Origin of the sequence: Salinicola sp. CR57 (genome assembly GCF_003206585.1) — a bacterium.
Lineage (GTDB): Bacteria > Pseudomonadota > Gammaproteobacteria > Pseudomonadales > Halomonadaceae > Salinicola > Salinicola lusitanus.
The window spans coordinates 1-18,989 of record NZ_PZJL01000002.1 but is presented as its reverse complement, the minus strand read 5'-3'; the positions used below and the strand labels follow the sequence as shown (position 1 = coordinate 18,989).

Genomic DNA, 18,989 nt, shown 5'->3' with positions numbered 1-18,989 from the left:
GAGCTCGTTGCACACCGCTCAGCGCATCCCTGAGGTCTTGTTCAGATTTTCCGGGCCGAAGGAGTCGGGCAGCAGTTCGTCCATGGTATAGCGCTTGAGCGGGCGGCCATCGCCGTCGAGAACCACGATCCGGGTCTCCGGCGTGGCGAATTCGCGAATGCGCTGACGGCAGTCGCCGCAGGGCGTGCAGAGGTGCTCGCCGGGGCCGATGACGTAGATTTCGCGTATCTCGCGCTCGCCGCTGGAGATCAGCCCGGCGATGGCGCTGGCCTCGGCACAGAGTCCCTTGTAGTTGGCGCTCTCGACGTTGCAACCCGCGTGAATCCGGCCGCTCTCGCTGATCAACACTGCGCCCACCGGATGGCCGGAATAGGGCACGTAGGCGTTGTCGCGAACGTGCAGCGCCATCCGCCGGACTTCATCGGACACCTGGATATCGGTCGCGGCCGGTTTCATCGATTCGTCTCCCGATCATCGCGCAACAATCCTTCCAGGGTGATCGCCATCATCTCGGAAAAGCCGGTCTGGCGCGCCTGGGCATCGAGGGCCTCGCCGGCCAGGATATGGTCGGAGACGGTACACACGGTCAGCGCGCGGGCGCCGAATTCGGCGGCGACCCCATACAGGCCGGCGGCCTCCATCTCGACGCCGAGAATCCCGTGGCGCTTCATGGTCTGAAAGAACTCGACGTTCGGCGTGTAGAACAGATCCGCCGAGAACAGGTTGCCGACCTTGATCTTCGTGCCGCGTTCGCGGGCGGCGTCCGCCGCATGGCGGACCAAGTCGAAATCGGCGATGGCGGCAAAATCGTGACCGCCGAAGCGCGCCCGGTTGACGCCGGAGTCGGTGCTCGCCCCCATGCCGATGACGATATCGTTGACCGCGACGTCGTCGCGCACCGCACCGCAGGAGCCGACCCGAACCAGTCGCTCGACGCCATACTCGGTGATCAGCTCCTTGGCGTAGATGGAGCAGGAGGGAATGCCCATGCCGCTACCCATCACCGAGATCCTGCGGCCCTGGTAGGTGCCGGTGAAGCCGAGCATGTTGCGCACTCGGTTGACGCACTCGACATCGTCGAGAAAGGTTTCGGCGATGAACTGGGCGCGCAGTGGGTCGCCAGGCATCAATACGGTGTCGGCGAAGGCGCCCGATTGGGCGTCGATATGCGGGGTTGCCATCATTTGTCTCCCTGGGGCGATTCCGTCAGTAGTGAACGCCCATGGTCCATCGAGGTCAGTCCGAAATGCTCGGCCAGCGTCTGGCCGATATCGGCGTAGCTTTCGCGGCGGCCATAGCTGCCGGGGGCCAGCGTGTCACTTGCGATCAGGATGGGCACCTGCTCACGGGTGTGGTCGGTCCCGCGCCAGGTCGGGTCGTTGCCGTGATCGGCGGTGAGGATCAGCAGGTCGCCGGGCTCGAGTCTTGCCATCACCTCCGGCAGACGCCGGTCGAAGGCCTCCAGGGCGCCGGCATAGCCTTCCGGATCGCGGCGGTGGCCGTAGAGCGTGTCGAAATCGACGAAATTGGTCATCACCAGCGTCCGGTCTCCAGCGTCGCCGATCGCCTTCAGAGTGGCGTCGAACAGCGCCTCGAAACCGTGGGCCTTGCGTACCTCGCTGACGCCGCAGTGGGCGTAGATATCGCCGATCTTGCCGACACCGAGTACGGTGCCGCCGTCGTCGTGTAGCTTCTGCAGCACGGTCGGCGTCGGCGGTTCGATGGCGTAGTCGCGGCGATTGCCGGTACGTTCGAAGGTTTCCGGCGTTTCGCCGATGAACGGCCGGGCGATGACGCGGCCGATGTTGTAGGGCATCAGCAGTTCGCGGGCGATCTCGCACAGCCGGTACAGGCGGTCGAGACCGAAGTGGGTTTCATGGGCGGCGATCTGGAACACGGAATCCGCCGAGGTGTAGACGATCGGCTTGCCGCTGGCGATATGTTCCTCGCCCAGCGCCTCGATCACCGGCACCCCGGAGGCGTGGCAGTTACCGAGCACCCCGGGCAGCTCGGCGCGCTCGATCAATGCTTCGAGCAGTTCCGGCGGAAAGCTGTTCTCGCGCTCGGTGAAGTAACCCCATTCGAACAGTGCCGGCACGCCGGCGATCTCCCAGTGGCCGGAGGGGGTGTCCTTGCCGGAGGAGATTTCGCGGGCACAGGCCCAGGCGCCCGCGACGGTGTCGGGAACGTCGACGCCGGCCGCCCATTCGCCGGTGCTCAGCCGATGGGCGTGATAGAGCCCGAGACGAGCCAGGTTGGGTAGCGCAAGCGGCCGGCCGGCATCGGCGCGATAGCGGGCGATATGCCCGAGCGTGTCGGAACCGGCATCGCCGAAGTCCGCGGCATCCGGGGCGTTGCCGATGCCGAAGGAGTCGAGGACCAGCAGAATCGCGCGTTTCATCTCTTTGCCTCGTTCATGACAGATCTTCCTGGCGCAGCGTGGCGTGAACCAGCGGGGGCAGCTCGACGGGCGCATCGCCGAGGTCGAAGGCGTGACGCAGGCGTTGGCTGACGGCGTCGGCATCGGCCCGGTCCGCGGCATGGATGCGTAGCAGCGGCTGTCCCGGTTCGAGGTGCTGGCCGAGCGGGGCGATGTGTGACAGGCCGACTCGGTGATCGATGGCATCACCTGCGTTACGTCGGCCGCCGCCCAGCTCGACCACGCTCAGGCCCAGTGCGCGTGTGTCGATGGCGCGGAGGAATCCCGTCCGATCCGCCTCGAGGTCGAGCGTGACCGGGGCGGGGGGGAGGTAGTGGTTGGCGCGCTCCGCCAGGTCGCCAGGGCCGCCGAGACCATGCACCATGCGCGAGAAGCGCTCGAGCGCCTCGCCGGAGTCGAGCGCGCGATCCAGGCGCTTGTCGGCATCACCGGCATTGCTGGCCAGGCCGGACTGGATCAGCATCTCCTGGGCCAACGACCGCGTCACTTGATGGAGGCGGCTCTCCTTGCCATGACCGCCAAGCAGCCGCAGTGCCTCGAAGACTTCCAGTGAATTGCCGGCGCAGTCGGCCAGCGGCTGGTTCATGTCGGTCAGCAGTACGCTGGTCCGGGTGCCCGCGCCGCAACCGATGGCGACGATCGCCTCGGCCAGTTCGCGCGACGCTTCCGGCGTCGGCATGAAGGCGCCACTGCCGACCTTGACGTCCATCACCAGCGTCTCGAGGCCGCAGGCGAGCTTCTTGCCCAGAATCGAGGCGACGATCAGCGGGATCGACTCCACCGTGGCGGTGACGTCGCGAACGCCGTAGAGACGCTTGTCGGCCGGCGCCAGCGACCCGGTCTGGCCGATGATCGCCACGCCGACCTCTTGCACCAGGCGGCGGAAAACGGCGTCGGACGGGGTCACGTCGTAGCCGGGAATCGATTCGAGCTTGTCCAGGGTGCCGCCGGTGTGGCCCAGGCCGCGACCGGAGACCATCGGCACGTGGCCACCGCAGGCGGCGACCCAGGGGCCGAGGACCAGCGACACCAGATCGCCGACCCCGCCGGTGGAGTGCTTGTCGAGCACTGGGCCGTCAAATGCGAGGTCGTCCCAGCGCATTACCTGCCCGGAGTCGCGGATCGATTCGGTCAGCGCCACCGCCTCGTCCCGGTTCATGCCGTTGAGATAGACGGCCATGGCGAACGCGCCGATCTGCGCGTCGCCGATGCTGCCGTCGGCGATGCCGCCCATGACCAGGTCGAGCATCTTGCGGTCGAGGGTCTGTCCATCGCGCTTACGTCGAATGATTTCCTGCGTCAGCATGGCGCTCTCCGCTCATGATCGACCGTGTCAGTATCCGCCGCGGGTCGGTTGGGTGTCGTCGCCCGAGAGTGTCGCGAGCAGCGCGTCCAGTAGACCGGAAGCGCCGAAGCGGAAGTGCGCGGGCGTGAGCCACGCCTCGCCCATGATGTTGGCGGCCAGGTCCAGATAGGCCTTGGCATCGTCGCTGGAGCGGATGCCGCCGGCGGCCTTGAATCCGACGTCGCGGCCACTGTCGCGAATGGCGCCAAGCAGTATCTCGGCGGCTTCCAGCGTGGCGTTGGTCGCCACCTTGCCGGTGGAGGTCTTGAGGAAGTCCGCACCGCACTCGAGGGCGATGTCTGCCGCCTGGCGGATCAGCGCCGGGTCCTTGAGTTCGCCGGTTTCCAGTATCACCTTGAGCAGGCGGTCGCCGCAGGCGTCGCGGCAGGCGGAGACCAGGGCGCGTCCCGACTCGGCATCGCCGCCGATCAGCGCCTTGTAGGGAAAGACCACATCGACCTCGTCGGCGCCGGCCGCGACGGCTGCCCGGGTCTCCCGGCAGGCGCGCTCGACGTTGACGCTGCCGTCGGGGAAATTGGTCACCGTGGCGATCCGCACCCGGTCGCGGATTCCCATCGCCGTCAGCTCGCGATCCGCCGCGTCGATGAAGGCGGGGTAGAGGCAGACCGCGGCAGGGGCGCCGTATGGCGTGTCGGTACGACGACACAGGGCTCGAATGGCACCCTCGTCGTCGTCATCGTTGAGCGAGGTGAGGTCCATCATTGCCAGCGCCTGGCTGGCGGCGTGCTCGAGACTGCTCATCCATTTATCTCCTTGTCCGGCGTCTTTGCGCCGGTTTCCTGCCGGCCCGGCTCCTAGCGCGTTTCCGCCCAGTCTGCCGGGGCTTGATGGCGTTTGTGCGGCAAGCACCCCGGGTCAGGCGGTACCGGCCAGCGACAGAAAGATCCCGGCCAGGGTGGCCGACATCAGGTTGGAAAGGGTGCCGGCGAGTACGGCCTTGAGGCCGTAGCGGGCGATCTCGGGCCGGCGACTGGGCGCCAGCGTACCGAGGCCGCCGAGCAGGATCGCGATCGACGAGAGGTTGGCGAAGCCGCACAGCGCAAACGACAGGATCGCGGCGGTGTGGGGAGACATCGCCTGCCCGGTCGACTCGACCACGGTATCCCCGCTGATATAGGGGGCCAGGTTGATGTATGCCACGAATTCATTGACCACCAGCTTCTGGCCGATGAACGAACCTGCCAGCGTCGCTTCATGCCAGGGAATGCCGAGCACGAACGCCAGCGGCGAAAACAGCCAGCCGAGGATCATCGACAGGCTCAGCGAATCCATCCCGAACCAGCCGCCGACGCCACCGAGGATGCCGTCGATCAGGGCGATCAGACCGATGAAGGCCAGCAACATCGCGCCGACGTTGGCGGCCAGCATCAGCCCCGACGAGGCACCGGAAGCGGCGGCATCCAGCACGTTGGCCGGCTTGTCCTCGGCTTCCAGGACCTCCTTGGCCTGCTGGGTGCGATCGTCCGGCGTCTCCGTTTCCGGCATTAGAATCTTGGCAAACAGCAGGCCACCGGGCGCCGCCATGAACGAGGCAGCAATCAGGTACTCCATGGGGATGCCGAGCTCGGCGTAACCGGCGAGCACCGAGCCGGCGACGGACGCCAGGCCGCCGCACATGACCGCGAACAGCTCGGAGCGCGTCATGCTGGCCAGGAACGGCCTTACCACCAGCGGCGCTTCGGTCTGGCCGACGAAAATGTTGGCCGTGGCGGAAAGCGATTCGGTGCGCGAGGTGCCCAGCATCTTCTGCAACGCGCCACCCAGGATGCGCACGACCCACTGCATGATGCCCAGGTAGTAGAGCACCGCCGTCAGCGACGAGAAGAAGATGATGATCGGCAACACCTTGATGGCGAAGACGAAGCCGACATTGGTCGGGTCGGCCAGGTTGCCGAACAGGAAGCCGATGCCGTCGTTGGCGTAGCTGATGACCTGGCTGACGGCGCTGGAGACGGAGCCCAGCACGCTCTGGCCGACAGGTACGTAGAGCACGAAGGCGCCGATACCGGCTTGAATGGCGAAAGCGCCGATGACGGTACGCAAGCGAATCGCCTTGCGGTCGCTCGAGAAGATCAGCGCGATCAGCAGTAGCACGATGACGCCGACCAGACCCATGAGGAGTGTCATGTTGTTGTCCTTGGTGTTGGCCTTTGTGGGTAGGAAGCGCACATGAAGGGCATCGGCGAGCGGGGAGCGGATCCCGTGGCCTGGCGCCTGTGGTCATGGACCGATATGACGATGGCCGGCACTCGAGTAGCGCAGTTCCTGAGATATTTTTAACATTTTTGGGTTTTGCTCGTCACTTATTGTTTTTCTTTTAACAAGCCCATAAAGTAGTTTTGAGCCGTGGGTAGGCCTATATATGGTGTTTTTTAGGCTGCTTCGTTACCAGACTTGCTTGTGTCAAAGCGGTGTCGGTCGACGGTGTAGATGAAAAAATAGTCACAAAATCAAGACGGCCATGCCGTAGGCCCTGTTTGAAAAATCGATGAGCGTCGGTCAGCCAAGGCAAGAATCGGCGCAAAGACGCCGTGTGGGTGAGCGCGGGGATTTTTCAGACCAATCGAACAACGATGTCACAACAAACAAGGTAGGGGGATCGCATGATAGAGCGACTTGCATGGCCGAGGGTGGATTCGGTGAGGCCGGCAGACGGGGGAATTCGTCATTCGCGACTGGCACTGGCGGCAGGGGTTGGGGCGATGCTGCTCGCCGTCTCTCCGGCCTGGGCCGCCGATGATCAGGGCGGTGCGCCGGTCATCGAGCAGGAGACGCCGGACGAGGGGCCAGCCGCCGAGGGGCAAACCGCCGACGGCCCCTATCTTTCCGACTGGTATCATCAGAACCTCACCGTCATCGGCAGCAAGAATATCCGATTCGGGCCGCAGCAGGTCGACGATATCTATCTGGAGTACGAGTTCTTCGGTCGTAAGGGGCCGCTGGATCTCTACGGCTATATCGATTTTCCGAAGTTCTTCGGCGTCGGCAACGCGGCGGACAGCGGCATCTTCGACAAGGGGTCGCCGGTGTTCATGGAGCTGGAGCCGCGCCTCTCCATCGATGACATGACCGGCCAGGACCTCAGCTTCGGCCCGTTCAAGGAGTGGTTCGTCGCCTTCGACTATATCTTCGATTGGGGGCACACCACCGAGAGCCGCCAGAACACCCTTTATGCCGGCCTGGGCACCGATATCGACACCGGCTCGCCGCTCGGGCTCTCGTTCAATCTCTACAAGCGTCGCCAGTGGGAAAACTACGGCGCCGCCAACGAGCACTCCTGGGACGGCTATCGCGCCCAGTTGAACTACTCCTACCCGCTGGGCAGCTTCGATAACGGTGCGTCGCTGGTCTACGTCGGTTTCACCAACCACGACTTCGGTTCGGACCTGGGCGACAACGACCCGACCCGTACCAACGAATCGACCGTGGCGACCAACGTGCTGCTATATCAGTTCACGCACCTGCGGTTCATGGCAGTGGCGCGTTACTTCCACAACGGCGGACAGTGGAACGATGGCGAGATGGCGCCGTTCCCCAACAGTCATGGCGACAGTTTCGAGTTGCGCTCCACCGGCTGGGGTTACTACTTCGGCGTCGGCTGGCAGTTCTAACCTGGCGGGAAGAGATTCGTCGACGGGGAGCCTGCGGGCTCCTCGCTGCGTTACAGGGTATGATCATCGACCGACGGCAATACCGAGCTGCCAGATACGCCTCCAAGGAAGAGTCATGCCGCGCGAGACACTGTTGCGACACCCTGATCTGGAAGATGATGTCGGGAGAACCCCATGAATGGCCGCAGCGCCGTAAGGCTCGAGAGACTCCGTGAAGCGATTCGGCGTCACGGTGCGCTTCCGTTGGCGGACGCGGCGACGCTGTGCGATGTCTCCGAGATGACGGTGAGGCGGGATATCGCCGCCAGCAATGGCGCTATCGTCTCTTTCGGCGGCCATCTGGTGATGGCCGATAACCCCCAGTTCGCGGTCGCCTACAATCTCGATGCGCAGAGAGACCGCTACGCGAAGGCCAAGCAACGTCTCTGCGAGGCGGTCGTGTCGATGATCGAGGAGGGTGATACCGTCTTCGTCGATTGCGGCACGACGTTGATGCCGTTCTGCGCGTTGCTGCCGCGCGAGATGAACGTGACCATCGTCACCTACGCCCTCAACGTTGCCAACGCGTTCAGCCAGCGCGACATGCCCAACATGCGCTTGGTGGTGCTCGGGGGGCTCTACTACGCCGCTTCCGACTCCTTCGGCGGGCAGGACGTCACCACGGCGATTCGACGCCTGGGCATCAACAAGGCGTTGATCTCTGCCGCTGGCGTCCATGCCGAAAAGGGAGCCAGCTGTTTCCACTTTCATGAAGTGGCGCCCAAGCAGGCCGCCATCGAGCATGCGGAGCGCAGGATCCTGGTCGCCGACGAGAGCAAGCTCGACGTGATGCGTGCGGCATTTTTTGCCGAGCTGTCGGATTTCGACACCCTGCTGACCAGTGGCGATCCCGGCCGGACCTGGCGCGACCGGATGCCCGCAGAGGTGATCGCGAAGATCGACGTGGTCTGATCCTCCTTTTTTTAGTAGAACTCTACAGCGGAAAAATCCTGTTTCTGATAGGAGGAATTCGTGTCGCCCTAGGGGTAGGATGGCCAGACTTCCTACTTTTCGAACAGGTGACCGGATCGATGTCTGCTACCTCATCGTCTTCTCAGAATCCCGCCGTGCCGCTTTGCCCTCCCGCCGACGCCAGCTACTACGCCGCCTCCATCGTCGGCTTCGATGCCACCGATGCCGGCCGCTACGCCTTGCGTTCCCCCGCCACCGGGGAGGTGATCGCCGAGGTCGCCGATTGCGGCGTGGCGCAGGCGAAGCTGGCTGCAGACAATGCCCAACGCGGTTTCGAAGCGTGGCGCAAGACCACCGCCTTCGAACGGGCAGCTCTGCTCAAGGCGTGGCACCAAGTGATGATGGAGGCCAAGGAAGTCCTCGCCGTCACCATGTCCCGGGAGATGGGCAAGCCGATCCGCGAGGCCCGTGGTGAAGTGGATTACGCCGCCGGCTTTCTGGAGTGGTACGCGGAACAGGCCAAGCGTGTCGATGGCGACATTCTGCCCAGCCAGCATCCGGACAAGCGCCTGACCGTGCTGCGTCAGCCGGTCGGCCCGGTGTTCGCGATCACGCCGTGGAATTTCCCGGCCGCGATGATCACCCGCAAGGTGGCGCCGGGGCTGGCGGCAGGCTGCTCGGTGATCGTCAAGCCGGCGGAGCAGACGCCGATCACGGCGCTGCTGCTGGCTCGGCTCTGGCAGCAGGCCGGTGGGCCGGCGGAGGTGTTCCAGGTGATCACCGCCGAACGACCGGCAGCCGTCAGCGACGTGTTGATGGAAGATCGACGCATCCGCAAGGTGACCTTCACCGGCAGCACGCCGGTCGGCAAGTATCTCTACGCCAAATCCGCCGCCACCATGAAGCGCATGTCGCTGGAACTGGGTGGGCATGCGCCGTTTCTGGTCTTCGACGACGCCGACATCGAGGCCGCGGTGGCCGAGGTGATGGCGAGCAAGTTCCGCAATGGTGGCCAGACCTGTGTCTGTGCCAACCGCATCTACGTTCAGCGTGGCATTCTCGACGCTTTCTCCGAGCGCCTGACGGCCGCGGTCGACGAACTGCGCGTGGGGCAGCCGGAAGACGAGACGACCCAGATCGGTCCGCTGGTCAGCCAGGCGGGGCGCGACAAGGCGCAGTCTCATATCGACGATGCCCTGGCCAAGGGAGCCCGTCGCCTGACGGCCGAGCGTGAGGTCGACGGGTTCTTCGTTGCGCCGACGGTGCTCGCGGACGTTACCAATGACATGCAGATCATGCAGGAGGAGACCTTCGGTCCCGTCGCCCCGCTGATCGCCTTCGACAGCGAGGAGGAGGCGGTCGCCGCCGCCAACGCCACGCCGTTCGGTCTCGCCGCCTATCTGTGGACCCGCAACCTGGGGCGGGCGGCGCGCGTCTCCGAAGGGCTGGACTACGGTATCGTCGGTGTCAATGACGGTGCGCCTTCCGTGCCCCAGGCGCCGTTCGGTGGCGTCAAGGATAGCGGGCTGGGTCGCGAGGGGGGGCGTTACGGCATCGACGAATATCTCGACACCAAGTTCGTCTCGACGCGGCTGGATGGCTGACCGCCGTGTCGGTTGACGAAACCGACCTGAAGCGGCCGCCGGTCGAGCTCGACCTGGCCACGGCGTTGCGTGAGACCAATCTGCGTCACGCTCGCGTGGTGGCCGGCGAGCGCTCGCTGGGTCGGCCGTTGCGCTGGGTGCACATGGTCGATCATCCCGATATCGTCGCCTGGGTTCGCGAGGGTCAACTGCTGTTGACCACCGGCTACCACTGGCCCGACGAACCGGCCGCCGAGCGCTCGCTGATCGAGGCGCTGGTGAAGAAGAAGCTGGCCGGCGTGGCGCTGGCGGTGCCGAGGTTTCTCACTGCCTTCCCCGAGACCAGCCGTCGCGTCGCCGAATCGCTGGACTTCCCGCTCCTGGAGATTCCCTGGGATGTACCGTTCAGCCAGATCACCGAGGAGGTGCACGCCTGGCTGATCGCTCGTCAGGGGCAGTTGATCGCCCAGGCGGAAAGGATTCATCGCGACCTCACCCGGTCGGCGCTGACTGCGCGCAGTCTGGGCGATATCGCTACGGCATTGAGCCTGTTGCTCGAGCGGGATGTGTTCTTTACCGGTCTGGAGGGCGAATGGCTGGGAGGCAGCGCCGGGCTCGAGACGATACGCCTGCCGACATCGGCCATGCTAGCCGATGCCCAGTTTCTGACCTCGGTCTCGGCTCGCTCCCTGGGCGAGGAGGGCGGTGGCCGGATGCTGGCCTGTCCGGTACGGATTCTGGAGGTGCCGGCCGCTACGCTGTGGATCGACGAGACGGCGTCTCCCGTCGGCGAGCTGGAACGGCGCGCCGCCGAGCAGGCTGCCCTCATCTCCGCACTACACCTGTCCCACCAGCGGGCGCTGCAGGCACAGGAGACCCGGCTCGGCTACGCCTTCGTCGACTCGTTGCTGGAAGGGCGGTTCGAGCCCACCCCGGCCGCGCTGGAGCGGGCGTCGCTGCAGGGGTGGGATCCCCGTGCCGGCTACCATGTCTGTGCCATCCTGCTCAACGAGCCGGTCCCGCTGAGCCGGGACGGGCTGCTGCGTCGGGAGCAATGGGAGCGTCGCCTGAGGGAGCAGCTCGAGACCCAAGGCTTGCCGCCGTTGATTTCCGTCTCGCTCAACCAGTTGCTGTTTCTGGTTCGCACCGATGTCTCGACGGCACTGCTATGGCGCGAACTCAACGATGGCGCGGCGGCCATGGCGGTCAGTCGCGAAGCGCGGGGGACGGCAGCCATTGCCGAGGGCGTCGGCGACGTGGCGCGTCTGCTGCCCTCCCTCAAGCCGGGGGAGCGCCGGGATTTCGAAGCCTTGCTGTTCGACCGGGTGCTGGAAGGCGATGCCGAGGCGCGACGGCTGTTCCTCGAACGCATTTCCCGTGCCCTGGGGCAGGGCGCGCGACGGCAGAGTGCTGTCGAGACGCTCTCGGCGCTGGCGGACAGCGGCTTCCAGTTGGCACAGACCGCCCGAGCACTCGATATCCACATCAGCACGCTGCGTTATCGGATCGAGCGACTGGAGACGGCGCTGGGCATGCCCCTGAACGACGCCGACGCCAGACTGCAGCTCCAGGTCGCCATACGCCTGCTCAACGCGGAGTCCGGTTGAACGCCAGCCGAAGCATCGACATACGACTCTGGAAACGCATTTCGACACTACCCGAGAGAACACCATGCAATTGACGGATTTCACCACCTTGACCTTCGACGTCTACGGCACCCTGATCGACTGGGAGAGCGGCATGGTCGCCGGGCTGCAGCCGCTGCTGCAGCGCACCGGGCTGAGCCTGAGCCGCGACCAGGTGCTCGAGGCGCACGCCCGACATGAATCGACCCAGCAGCGTTACACGCCACACCTGCAGTATCGGCTGCTGTTGGCGGTCGTCTACAAGCGCCTGGCGGAAGAGTGGGACGTGGCGGTCAACCATGACGAGTGCCTGGCCTACGGTGACTTCGTCAAGCAGTGGCCGGCTTTCGCCGACACGGCGGAGGCGCTTGGCTATCTCAAGCAGCACTACAAGCTGGTGGTACTATCCAACGTCGACAACGAGAGCTTCGCTTACAGCCAACGCAAGCTTGGCGTCGAGTTCGATGCGGTCTACACGGCGGAGGACATCGGTTCCTACAAGCCGGCGGCGCGCAACTTCGACTATATGCTGGAAAAACTCGGTGAGCGCGGGATCGACAAGTCGAAAATCCTGCATACCGCCGAGAGCATGTTCCACGACCACCAGCCGGCCAACCGCTATGGATTGGCCAACTGCTGGATCTATCGTCGCCACGACAAGGAAGGCTTCGGCGCGACCATGAATCCCGGCGACATGCCGAGGGTCGACTTCCGCTTCAACAGCATGGCGGCGCTCGCCGAGGCGCATCGCGAGTTGGCGTGATTGCCTTCAGCGAAGTGCACCCCACACCTGCGCTTCGCTGATGCCCAGCGCCTCGAATTCCGCCTGCCTCAGTGGCGCTTCGTCGAGCAGGAAGAATTCGTCGAGCTGTGGTGGGGCGACGTCGGTCTCCGAAAGCATGGCGTGAACCTGGCCACGGTGATGCGTCTGGTGGACGAAGAGATGCGCCAGCACGCGATGTGCTGGCTCGAGTTGTCGACGGTCGGCCCGCTCGAGCGTGACGTTGTCGGCGAGCGTCGAAGGTTTCAGCTCGTCGCAGACAGCGATCAGTCGTCGGTCCAGCATCTCCTGCGCCGGCAGAAGCGTGTCGATGCGCGCGTGCGGTGTCTCGTCCTCGAACGCCCGCTGACCGAGCGTACCCCCCTCGAGCGCGTCGATGTAGTAGGCGTCGACGACCAGGATATGGTTGAGCGTGGCATGGATCGACGGGAAGAAGCTGCTGCGTCTGGCCTGTAGCTCGGCCACCGACAATCTGGCGCAGGCCGTCAGCAGGCGATGGTTCGACCACAGATTGCAGTAGGCCTGATGGCGAAAGTGTTGGATCATGACAGGATTACCTCGCGCTTCTCTTCGGTATCGCAGGAGTCGTCATGGAAATCCTACACGGTTTGGTCGTCATCACCTTCGTGCATCTGCTGGCGGCCGCCTCGCCGGGGCCGGACTTCGTCCTCGTCACCCAACAGACGCTCAACCACGGCAAGCGCATCGGCCTGCTGTGCAGCCTGGGCATCGCGCTGGGCCTGTCGATCCACATCGTCTATTCCGCCTTCGGGCTCGCCGCGGTGATCGCCAATTCCGCCGAAGCGCTGTGGGCGATCAAGCTGCTGGGCGGGGCCTACCTTCTCTATCTGGGGATCAAGGGGTTGCGCTCACGGCCGGCTGCCGTGACGGCGAATATCGGTGATGCCCCGGTGGTGGCGCCGCGCTCGGCGCTGCGCACCATCGGCACCGGGTTTCTCTGCAACGCGCTCAATCCCAAGGCACCCATCTATTTCGTCTCGCTGTTCACCATCGTGCTGTCGCCGTCGATGCCGCTATACCAGATTGCCATCTACGGCGCCTGGATCATGCTCATCCAACTGGGTTGGTTCTCGGCGGTAGCGCTACTGCTCTCGACTCCGCCAATTCATCGTGCGTTCAAACGCTTCAGTCATTGGATCGACCGGGTGCTGGGGCTGGCGATGGTGGCGTTGGGTATCAAGGTGCTGACGACGCGGGTGTGATCCCGACAATGCCGGCACACAGCTGCGCTCGCCCACATTGCGTTGAAATCCGGCTCAAAATGCTCGTTTACTGCCCGTGAACGGTGTTTCTTCGACGGAGTTTGCCTCCAGGGGTATCGCTCGTGACGTCCGTCGGCATCCCCGCCGATGCTTTCCTCGCCGACTCATTTTCGGCATCCTGAATCGCATTCCATCAACTGGCGAGGAACGCTCATGAAGACTTGGCTGCGGGGCCTGCCCAAGGTCGAACTGCATCTGCATATCGAGGGTTCACTGGAGCCGGAACTGATGTTCGCGCTGGCGGCGCGCAATAACGTGGCGCTGCCTTACGACACGGTAGATGAAGTGCGCGCGGCCTACGATTTCAGTGATCTGCAATCTTTTCTGGATCTCTACTACCAGGGTATGCGGGTGCTGCACACCGAGCAGGATTTTCATGATCTCGCTATGGCGTACCTCGAGCGTGCCCACGAAGAGGGCGTGGTGCATGTCGAATTGTCATTCGATCCCCAGGCGCATCTGAACCGGGGAGTGGAGCTGGCGATCCCGTTCGAAGGGTTGCGCCGTGCCATGCGAGACGCACAGCGCCGCTGGGGCATGACCACGGCACTGATCATGAGCTTCCTGCGCGATCGTGATGCGAGCGAAGCGATGGACGTGCTCGAGAAAGCAGCACCCTTCTACGAGTCGATCGACGCCGTGGGGCTCGATAGCGCGGAAGTGGGCAATCCGCCGGCCAAGTTCGCGGCGGTATTCGAACGGGCCAAGGCGCTGGGCATTCCTCGCGTGGCACACGCAGGGGAGGAGGGGCCGGCGACTTATATCAGCGAAGCGTTGGACGTACTCGATATCTGTCGGGTCGATCACGGTGTCGCCTGCCTGCAGGATGAGGCGCTGCTGGAGCGTCTGCGCGAGTCCCAGATCCCGCTGACCGTCTGTCCGCTTTCCAACGTGCGATTGAAGGTCGTTCCGACGATGGCCGATCATCCGTTGCCAGCGATGATCGAGCAGGGGGTGAAAGTCACGCTCAATTCGGACGACCCGGCCTATTTCGGCGGCGGCGTACTGAATAATTACCTGGCTTGTTTCGAGGCCTTCGACTGGGATCGGGAGCTTTTCAAGCAGTTGGCGGGTAACGCGATCGAAGTCGCGTTCATGTCGGAGACTCGCCGCAGCGAGCTCTTGGCAAGGCTGTCGACCTGCTGAACGGTTTCGAACCCCGCGCGAGACTGCCCGCCGAATGATGGCGGGCAGTCTCGTTCAGCCCTCTAGATAGGCAGTGGTGTCCTGTGACGCGTCGGCCAGATCGGTAAGGAACGGAGTCAGCCGGTCGAGCGCTTCCTTGGCAAGCTCGGGATCGATGGCGAAGCAGATCCGAAGGTAGTCTTCACCCTCCGGACCGAAGGCGCTGCCCGGGGCTACGCCGACTTTGGCTTCCCGCAGAATCCGCTTGGCCGTCTCCAGGCTGGATTCATCGAGCCCGTGAACCTTGAAGAAGAGGTAGAAGGTACCTTCGGGTGAGAATACGGTCACGTTGTCCAGCGCGGTCAGCCCGTCGACCAGGACGTCCCGCGATGCCTGGCAGCGGGCGACCTGCTGGGCGATGAACTCATCGCCCTCCTCGAGAGCGACGATACAGGCCCGCTGAATGAACGATGCCACGCCGGTGGTGTTGTACTGGCAGAGTCGGGCGAACAATTGATCCATGCCGCCCGGGAACGTGATCCATCCCGCACGCCAGCCGGTCATGCACCAGTTCTTGGAAAACGTGTTGGTCACCAGCAACTTGTCATCAGGCTCGCAGACCTGCAGGAAAGAGGAGGCTGGGCCTTCACCGTCATAGACGAAGTGATTGTAGACCTCGTCTGCCACGATCCAGAGCCCTTTCTCTCGGCAGAAGTCTCTCAACCGCCGCATATCCTCGAGCGGCATGCGCCAGCCCGTCGGGTTGGACGGTGAGTTGATGAAGACTGCACGGGTGCGCTCGGTCACTCTAGCGAACAGCTTGTCCAGGTCGAGCTCGATATTGCCATCCGGGTAGAAGTCGAAGGCAACCGGCACGTTGACCCCTCCCACGATCTCGATCATCTGCCTGGCATTGGGCCAGGCCGGGGTGGGCATGATGACTTCGCTTCCTTCATCGAGAATCGCCTGCATCGCCATGGTGACGGCATTCATGCCACCGACGGTGACGCAGAAGCGATCGCTGGAGACGTCCACCTGCCAATGGCGACGATGGTAGTCGGCCAGTGCCTGGCGAAGCTCGGGCAACCCTTGAGAGTAGCTGTAGCGGGTATCGTCGTCCGTCAATGCATCCATTGCCGCCTGTTTGATGTATTCAGGTGTCGGCAGGTCACCCTCACCGATCCAGAGCCTGACGACCGAGGCGTCGTGCCGGGCGAGATCCGCGACCGCGACGATCTGGTTGTCGGGCATCGCTTGAACACGGGAAGAGCAGGGGTGGCTCAGGTTGGCGGGTATGGCATCGAGCATGGCGATCTCGCACGGGGAGGAAGTGGGCCCGCCCAATCTTATAACGCGATCGATTTGAGGTGCTAATCGTCTCTTTGGTCGAGCCCTATCGCGCTAACATTTTATAACACGCTGGATTTGCTAAGGTTTGTAAAAACTGAGCTACGATTAATCAAAGATCTTCAGGATGATTAATAGAATTTTGTTGCATCTGGATACCAAACGGTTACTTTTCGCGAATAATGGGGCTCCCCCGATTCCCCGTGTCTTCGGTCTGCTGAGGTGAAAGTCGATGGCTGCTCTCGTCGTTATCGTTCGAGTCGATGGCAATGTCTTTTTGATGGATCCCCAAAAGCCCCTGGTTCAGGGGATGGCGGTTCCGGAAGGCGCCACCCTCTTCTCACCGGATGGCGGTCGACTCGTTCTGGCCGACGGCACCGTGCTGCCGTTGAGCGCAGGGCAACCGTTTACCTTGCAGATTATCGAAGGCATCGCCACGGTCGCTGTGGCGGATCCGGCCGCGACGGATCCGGAAGTAGCGGCACTTCAAGCGGCCATCGCTTCAGGACAGGACCCCACGGCCATTCAGGAAGCTCCGGCGGCCGGTGCCGGAGAAGGTGGCGGGACGATTGCAGGCGGCGGTGGTTTCTCCGCGCCTTTCGATATCGCCCGGACCGGGCGCGAAGAGTCCAGCACCTACCGTTATACGGCGGCGCAGGCTAGTCCCGAACGGGTAACGGTGACGCCTGCCAGCTTCAATCCCGAGGCGAACACGACGACGGGCGATGGCGCGGCGGGCGGCGGAGGCACGGCGCCCCCGGTCGTCAGTGTCAGCCTCGATGCCATCGCCATCGATGACATCGTCAACCGCGCGGAGTCGGAGCAGAACATCACGCTCAGCGGCAAAGGCGGTGGCGATGCCGTTGCTGGTGATCAGGTGACGATCACCATCGGTGGTATTGCCTATAGCACGGTGCTGAACGAGGATCTCAGCTTTGCGGTCGTCGTCCCGGGCAGCGTGTTGGCGCAATTCCCCTCGGCGACAGCGACGTTGACACATGTCGGTGACGGTATCGTGGTCACTGCGACCTCGATCCGGCCCTACAGTGTCGACCTCGATGCGCCTGCGCCGACCGTGCAGTTGGATACCATCGCCGGTGATGACGTGATCAACGCTGCCGAGTCCGGGGAGTCCATCACCTTGACGGGACGCGCTGGCGGCGATGCCGTTGCGGGCGATACTGTCACGATCGCGATCGGTGACCAGCAGTACCAGGTGGCTGTCGCCGACGATTTGACCTTCAGCGTCGTCGTGCCGGGCGGTCTCCTGGCGGCTGCAAAGGGCTCGACGGTGACAGCGGTGATCAGTCACACCGATACGGCCGGCAACACAGGCATTGCCACCACCACGCACGCCTATGGCGTCGACACCGTGCCACCGACGCTTGGCATCACCCTGGACACCATCGCTGGCGATAATGTCGTCAATGCCGCCGAAGCCGGCCAACCGATTCCGGTGACTGGTAAGGTCAGCGGCGAGTATGCCGCCGGTGATCGCGTGACGCTAACCGTGGGCAACCAGACCTACAGCGGCAGCGTCAAAGCCGATGGCTCGTTCAGCATCACCGTGCCCGGCAGTCAGCTGGCCCAGAACGGTTCGATCCAGGCCGTCGTCAGCCACACCGATGCTGCCGGCAATACCGGCACCGCCAATACTGCCGGCAGCTATGCTGTCGATACCAATGCGCCGGTCGTCACGATCAGTCTGAACGCCGTAGCCAGCGACGACGTGATCAATGCCACAGAAGCACGGCAGAATGTCACTCTGAGCGGCAGGGCCGGCGGCGATGCGATCAGCGGCGACACGGTGACGATCGAGGTAGGCGGCCAGACCTATACCACGACGGTGGGTACCAACGGCATCTTCAGCGTCTCTGTCCCGGGGGCGGTGCTGGCCAACGCCGGTACTGATCGGGTCAATGCCACGGTCAGCCACACTGACGGGGCCGGTAATACCGGCACCGCAACGACCACCCACGCTTATGGTGTCGACACCACGCCGCCAACGGCGATTGCCGATACTGGCTCCACCCAGCAAGAGCAGGCGCTGAGCATCGATGCGGTACACGGTGTTCTAGCCAATGATTCTGACCTGGGTAGTGACAGGTCTGCGCTGCATGTCGTTGCCATCGATGGCAACTCGGAGGGCGTTGGGAGAGCTGTCGCCGGTTCCAACGGCGGAATGTTCATCGTGCAATCCGACGGCAGTTATCGATTCCTGCCGGGAAATACCTACAACTCTCTCGCAGCGGGCGAACAAACCACGTCCCAGGTCAGTTACACCGTCAGTGATGGTCAAGGTAATGTTTCAGTGGCCACATTGACTGTGACGATCGTCGGTACGAACGATGTGGCTATCATTAGCGGCCCCGCTGTTGGCAGCGTCGTGGAAGATAGTGGCGTTAGCGGTGGAAAGCTCGCGACGACAGGCTTGCTCTCGGTGACAGACGTCGATACCGGGCAGTCGAGTTTCAATCCGGGTAGCGCGATCTTCACGGGCGCCAGTGGCGCGACTGACGGCGTGACCTCCTCGCTGGGCTCGCTTTCCATCACAGCTGATGGCCGTTGGACCTTCAATGTCGATAACAGCAAGGTTCAATACCTTGGTGAAGGCCAGATTAGGACCGAAACCTTTACGGTGAAATCGGCTGATGGCTCTGCGAGTCAGACCATTACTATCAATATCATCGGCACCAATGATGCGCCGGTTGCTCGAGCCGATGCCGGCAGCACCGGTGAAAATGCCACCCTCAACGTGGCCGCCGCCCAGGGCGTGCTGGCCAACGACAGCGATGTTGACGGTGGCACCCTGAGCGTTAGTGCGGTCAATGGCAACGATGCCAATGTGGGCAGGGCCATCGCCGGTTCCAACGGCGG

General features: G+C 63.6%; 16 protein-coding genes. 8 read left to right on the top strand and 8 right to left on the bottom strand.

Annotation, left to right across the window (positions count from 1 at the left end):
• Window positions 1–18: 18 nt before the first annotated feature.
• The 6 genes from DOM56_RS04015 to DOM56_RS03990 all read right to left on the bottom strand — a co-directional run bounded on the left by DOM56_RS04015 (window position 19) and on the right by DOM56_RS03990 (window position 5,933).
• Window positions 19–456, bottom strand: coding sequence for a cytidine deaminase (locus DOM56_RS04015; RefSeq protein ID WP_110707624.1), 438 nt, complete (start codon window positions 454–456; stop codon window positions 19–21).
• Window positions 453–1,181, bottom strand: a complete 729-nt coding sequence (deoD, locus tag DOM56_RS04010; RefSeq protein WP_110707623.1) for a purine-nucleoside phosphorylase — start codon at window positions 1,179–1,181, stop codon at window positions 453–455. The genes DOM56_RS04015 and deoD overlap by 4 nt, the downstream gene beginning before the upstream one ends.
• The gene (locus DOM56_RS04005) at window positions 1,181–2,401 is read right to left on the bottom strand and encodes a phosphopentomutase (RefSeq protein WP_110707622.1); all 1,221 of its coding nucleotides are present in this window, start codon (window positions 2,399–2,401) and stop codon (window positions 1,181–1,183) included. The genes deoD and DOM56_RS04005 overlap by 1 nt, the downstream gene beginning before the upstream one ends.
• Before the next feature lie 13 nt (window positions 2,402–2,414).
• Window positions 2,415–3,746: a thymidine phosphorylase gene (gene deoA / locus DOM56_RS04000; protein ID WP_110707621.1), complete on the bottom strand. Its 1,332-nt coding sequence runs from the start codon at window positions 3,744–3,746 to the stop codon at window positions 2,415–2,417.
• A gap of 27 nt (window positions 3,747–3,773) precedes the next feature.
• Window positions 3,774–4,547: a deoxyribose-phosphate aldolase gene (deoC, locus tag DOM56_RS03995; RefSeq protein WP_110707620.1), complete on the bottom strand. Its 774-nt coding sequence runs from the start codon at window positions 4,545–4,547 to the stop codon at window positions 3,774–3,776.
• A gap of 114 nt (window positions 4,548–4,661) precedes the next feature.
• Entirely contained in the window at window positions 4,662–5,933 is a 1,272-nt protein-coding gene (locus DOM56_RS03990) for a NupC/NupG family nucleoside CNT transporter (protein ID WP_110707619.1), read from the bottom strand.
• Window positions 5,934–6,508: 575 nt separating this feature from the next.
• Between DOM56_RS03990 and DOM56_RS03985 the strand changes: the two genes are divergently transcribed.
• From DOM56_RS03985 to DOM56_RS03965, 5 genes are all read left to right on the top strand, one after another.
• Window positions 6,509–7,417, top strand: a complete 909-nt coding sequence (locus DOM56_RS03985; RefSeq protein ID WP_110707618.1) for a nucleoside-specific channel-forming protein Tsx — start codon at window positions 6,509–6,511, stop codon at window positions 7,415–7,417.
• Between the two features lie 174 nt (window positions 7,418–7,591).
• Window positions 7,592–8,368 (top strand): DeoR/GlpR family DNA-binding transcription regulator, encoded by a 777-nt coding sequence (locus DOM56_RS03980; RefSeq protein WP_110707617.1) that lies wholly within the window; start codon window positions 7,592–7,594, stop codon window positions 8,366–8,368.
• 119 nt (window positions 8,369–8,487) lie between these two features.
• Window positions 8,488–9,972: an NAD-dependent succinate-semialdehyde dehydrogenase gene (locus DOM56_RS03975; protein WP_110707616.1), complete on the top strand. Its 1,485-nt coding sequence runs from the start codon at window positions 8,488–8,490 to the stop codon at window positions 9,970–9,972.
• 5 nt (window positions 9,973–9,977) lie between these two features.
• Window positions 9,978–11,558 carry a PucR family transcriptional regulator gene (locus DOM56_RS03970; RefSeq protein WP_198655674.1) on the top strand — a complete coding sequence of 527 codons (1,581 nt, stop codon included), beginning with the start codon at window positions 9,978–9,980 and terminating at the stop codon, window positions 11,556–11,558.
• Window positions 11,559–11,622: 64 nt separating this feature from the next.
• A complete protein-coding gene (locus DOM56_RS03965) occupies window positions 11,623–12,339 on the top strand; it encodes a haloacid dehalogenase type II (protein WP_110707615.1) in 717 nt (238 codons plus the stop codon).
• Window positions 12,340–12,345: 6 nt separating this feature from the next.
• Here the strand turns inward: DOM56_RS03965 and DOM56_RS03960 are convergent, their stop codons facing one another.
• Window positions 12,346–12,903, bottom strand: a complete 558-nt coding sequence (locus DOM56_RS03960; RefSeq protein ID WP_110707614.1) for a DinB family protein — start codon at window positions 12,901–12,903, stop codon at window positions 12,346–12,348.
• A 44-nt stretch (window positions 12,904–12,947) separates the two neighbouring features.
• Here DOM56_RS03960 and DOM56_RS03955 point away from each other — a divergent pair, with 44 nt between their 5' ends.
• Together DOM56_RS03955 and DOM56_RS03950 are read left to right on the top strand one after the other, a co-directional pair.
• The gene (locus tag DOM56_RS03955; RefSeq protein ID WP_110707613.1) at window positions 12,948–13,580 is read left to right on the top strand and encodes a LysE family transporter; all 633 of its coding nucleotides are present in this window, start codon (window positions 12,948–12,950) and stop codon (window positions 13,578–13,580) included.
• A 213-nt stretch (window positions 13,581–13,793) separates the two neighbouring features.
• On the top strand, window positions 13,794–14,786 hold the full coding sequence (locus DOM56_RS03950; protein WP_110707612.1) for an adenosine deaminase: 993 nt from the start codon (window positions 13,794–13,796) through the stop codon (window positions 14,784–14,786).
• 54 nt (window positions 14,787–14,840) lie between these two features.
• Here the strand turns inward: DOM56_RS03950 and DOM56_RS03945 are convergent, their stop codons facing one another.
• Window positions 14,841–16,073, bottom strand: a complete 1,233-nt coding sequence (locus DOM56_RS03945; protein WP_110707611.1) for a pyridoxal phosphate-dependent aminotransferase — start codon at window positions 16,071–16,073, stop codon at window positions 14,841–14,843.
• A 271-nt stretch (window positions 16,074–16,344) separates the two neighbouring features.
• Here DOM56_RS03945 and DOM56_RS03940 point away from each other — a divergent pair.
• On the top strand, window positions 16,345–18,989 hold a 2,645-nt coding region (locus tag DOM56_RS03940), incomplete at its 3' end, for a retention module-containing protein (protein ID WP_157958154.1).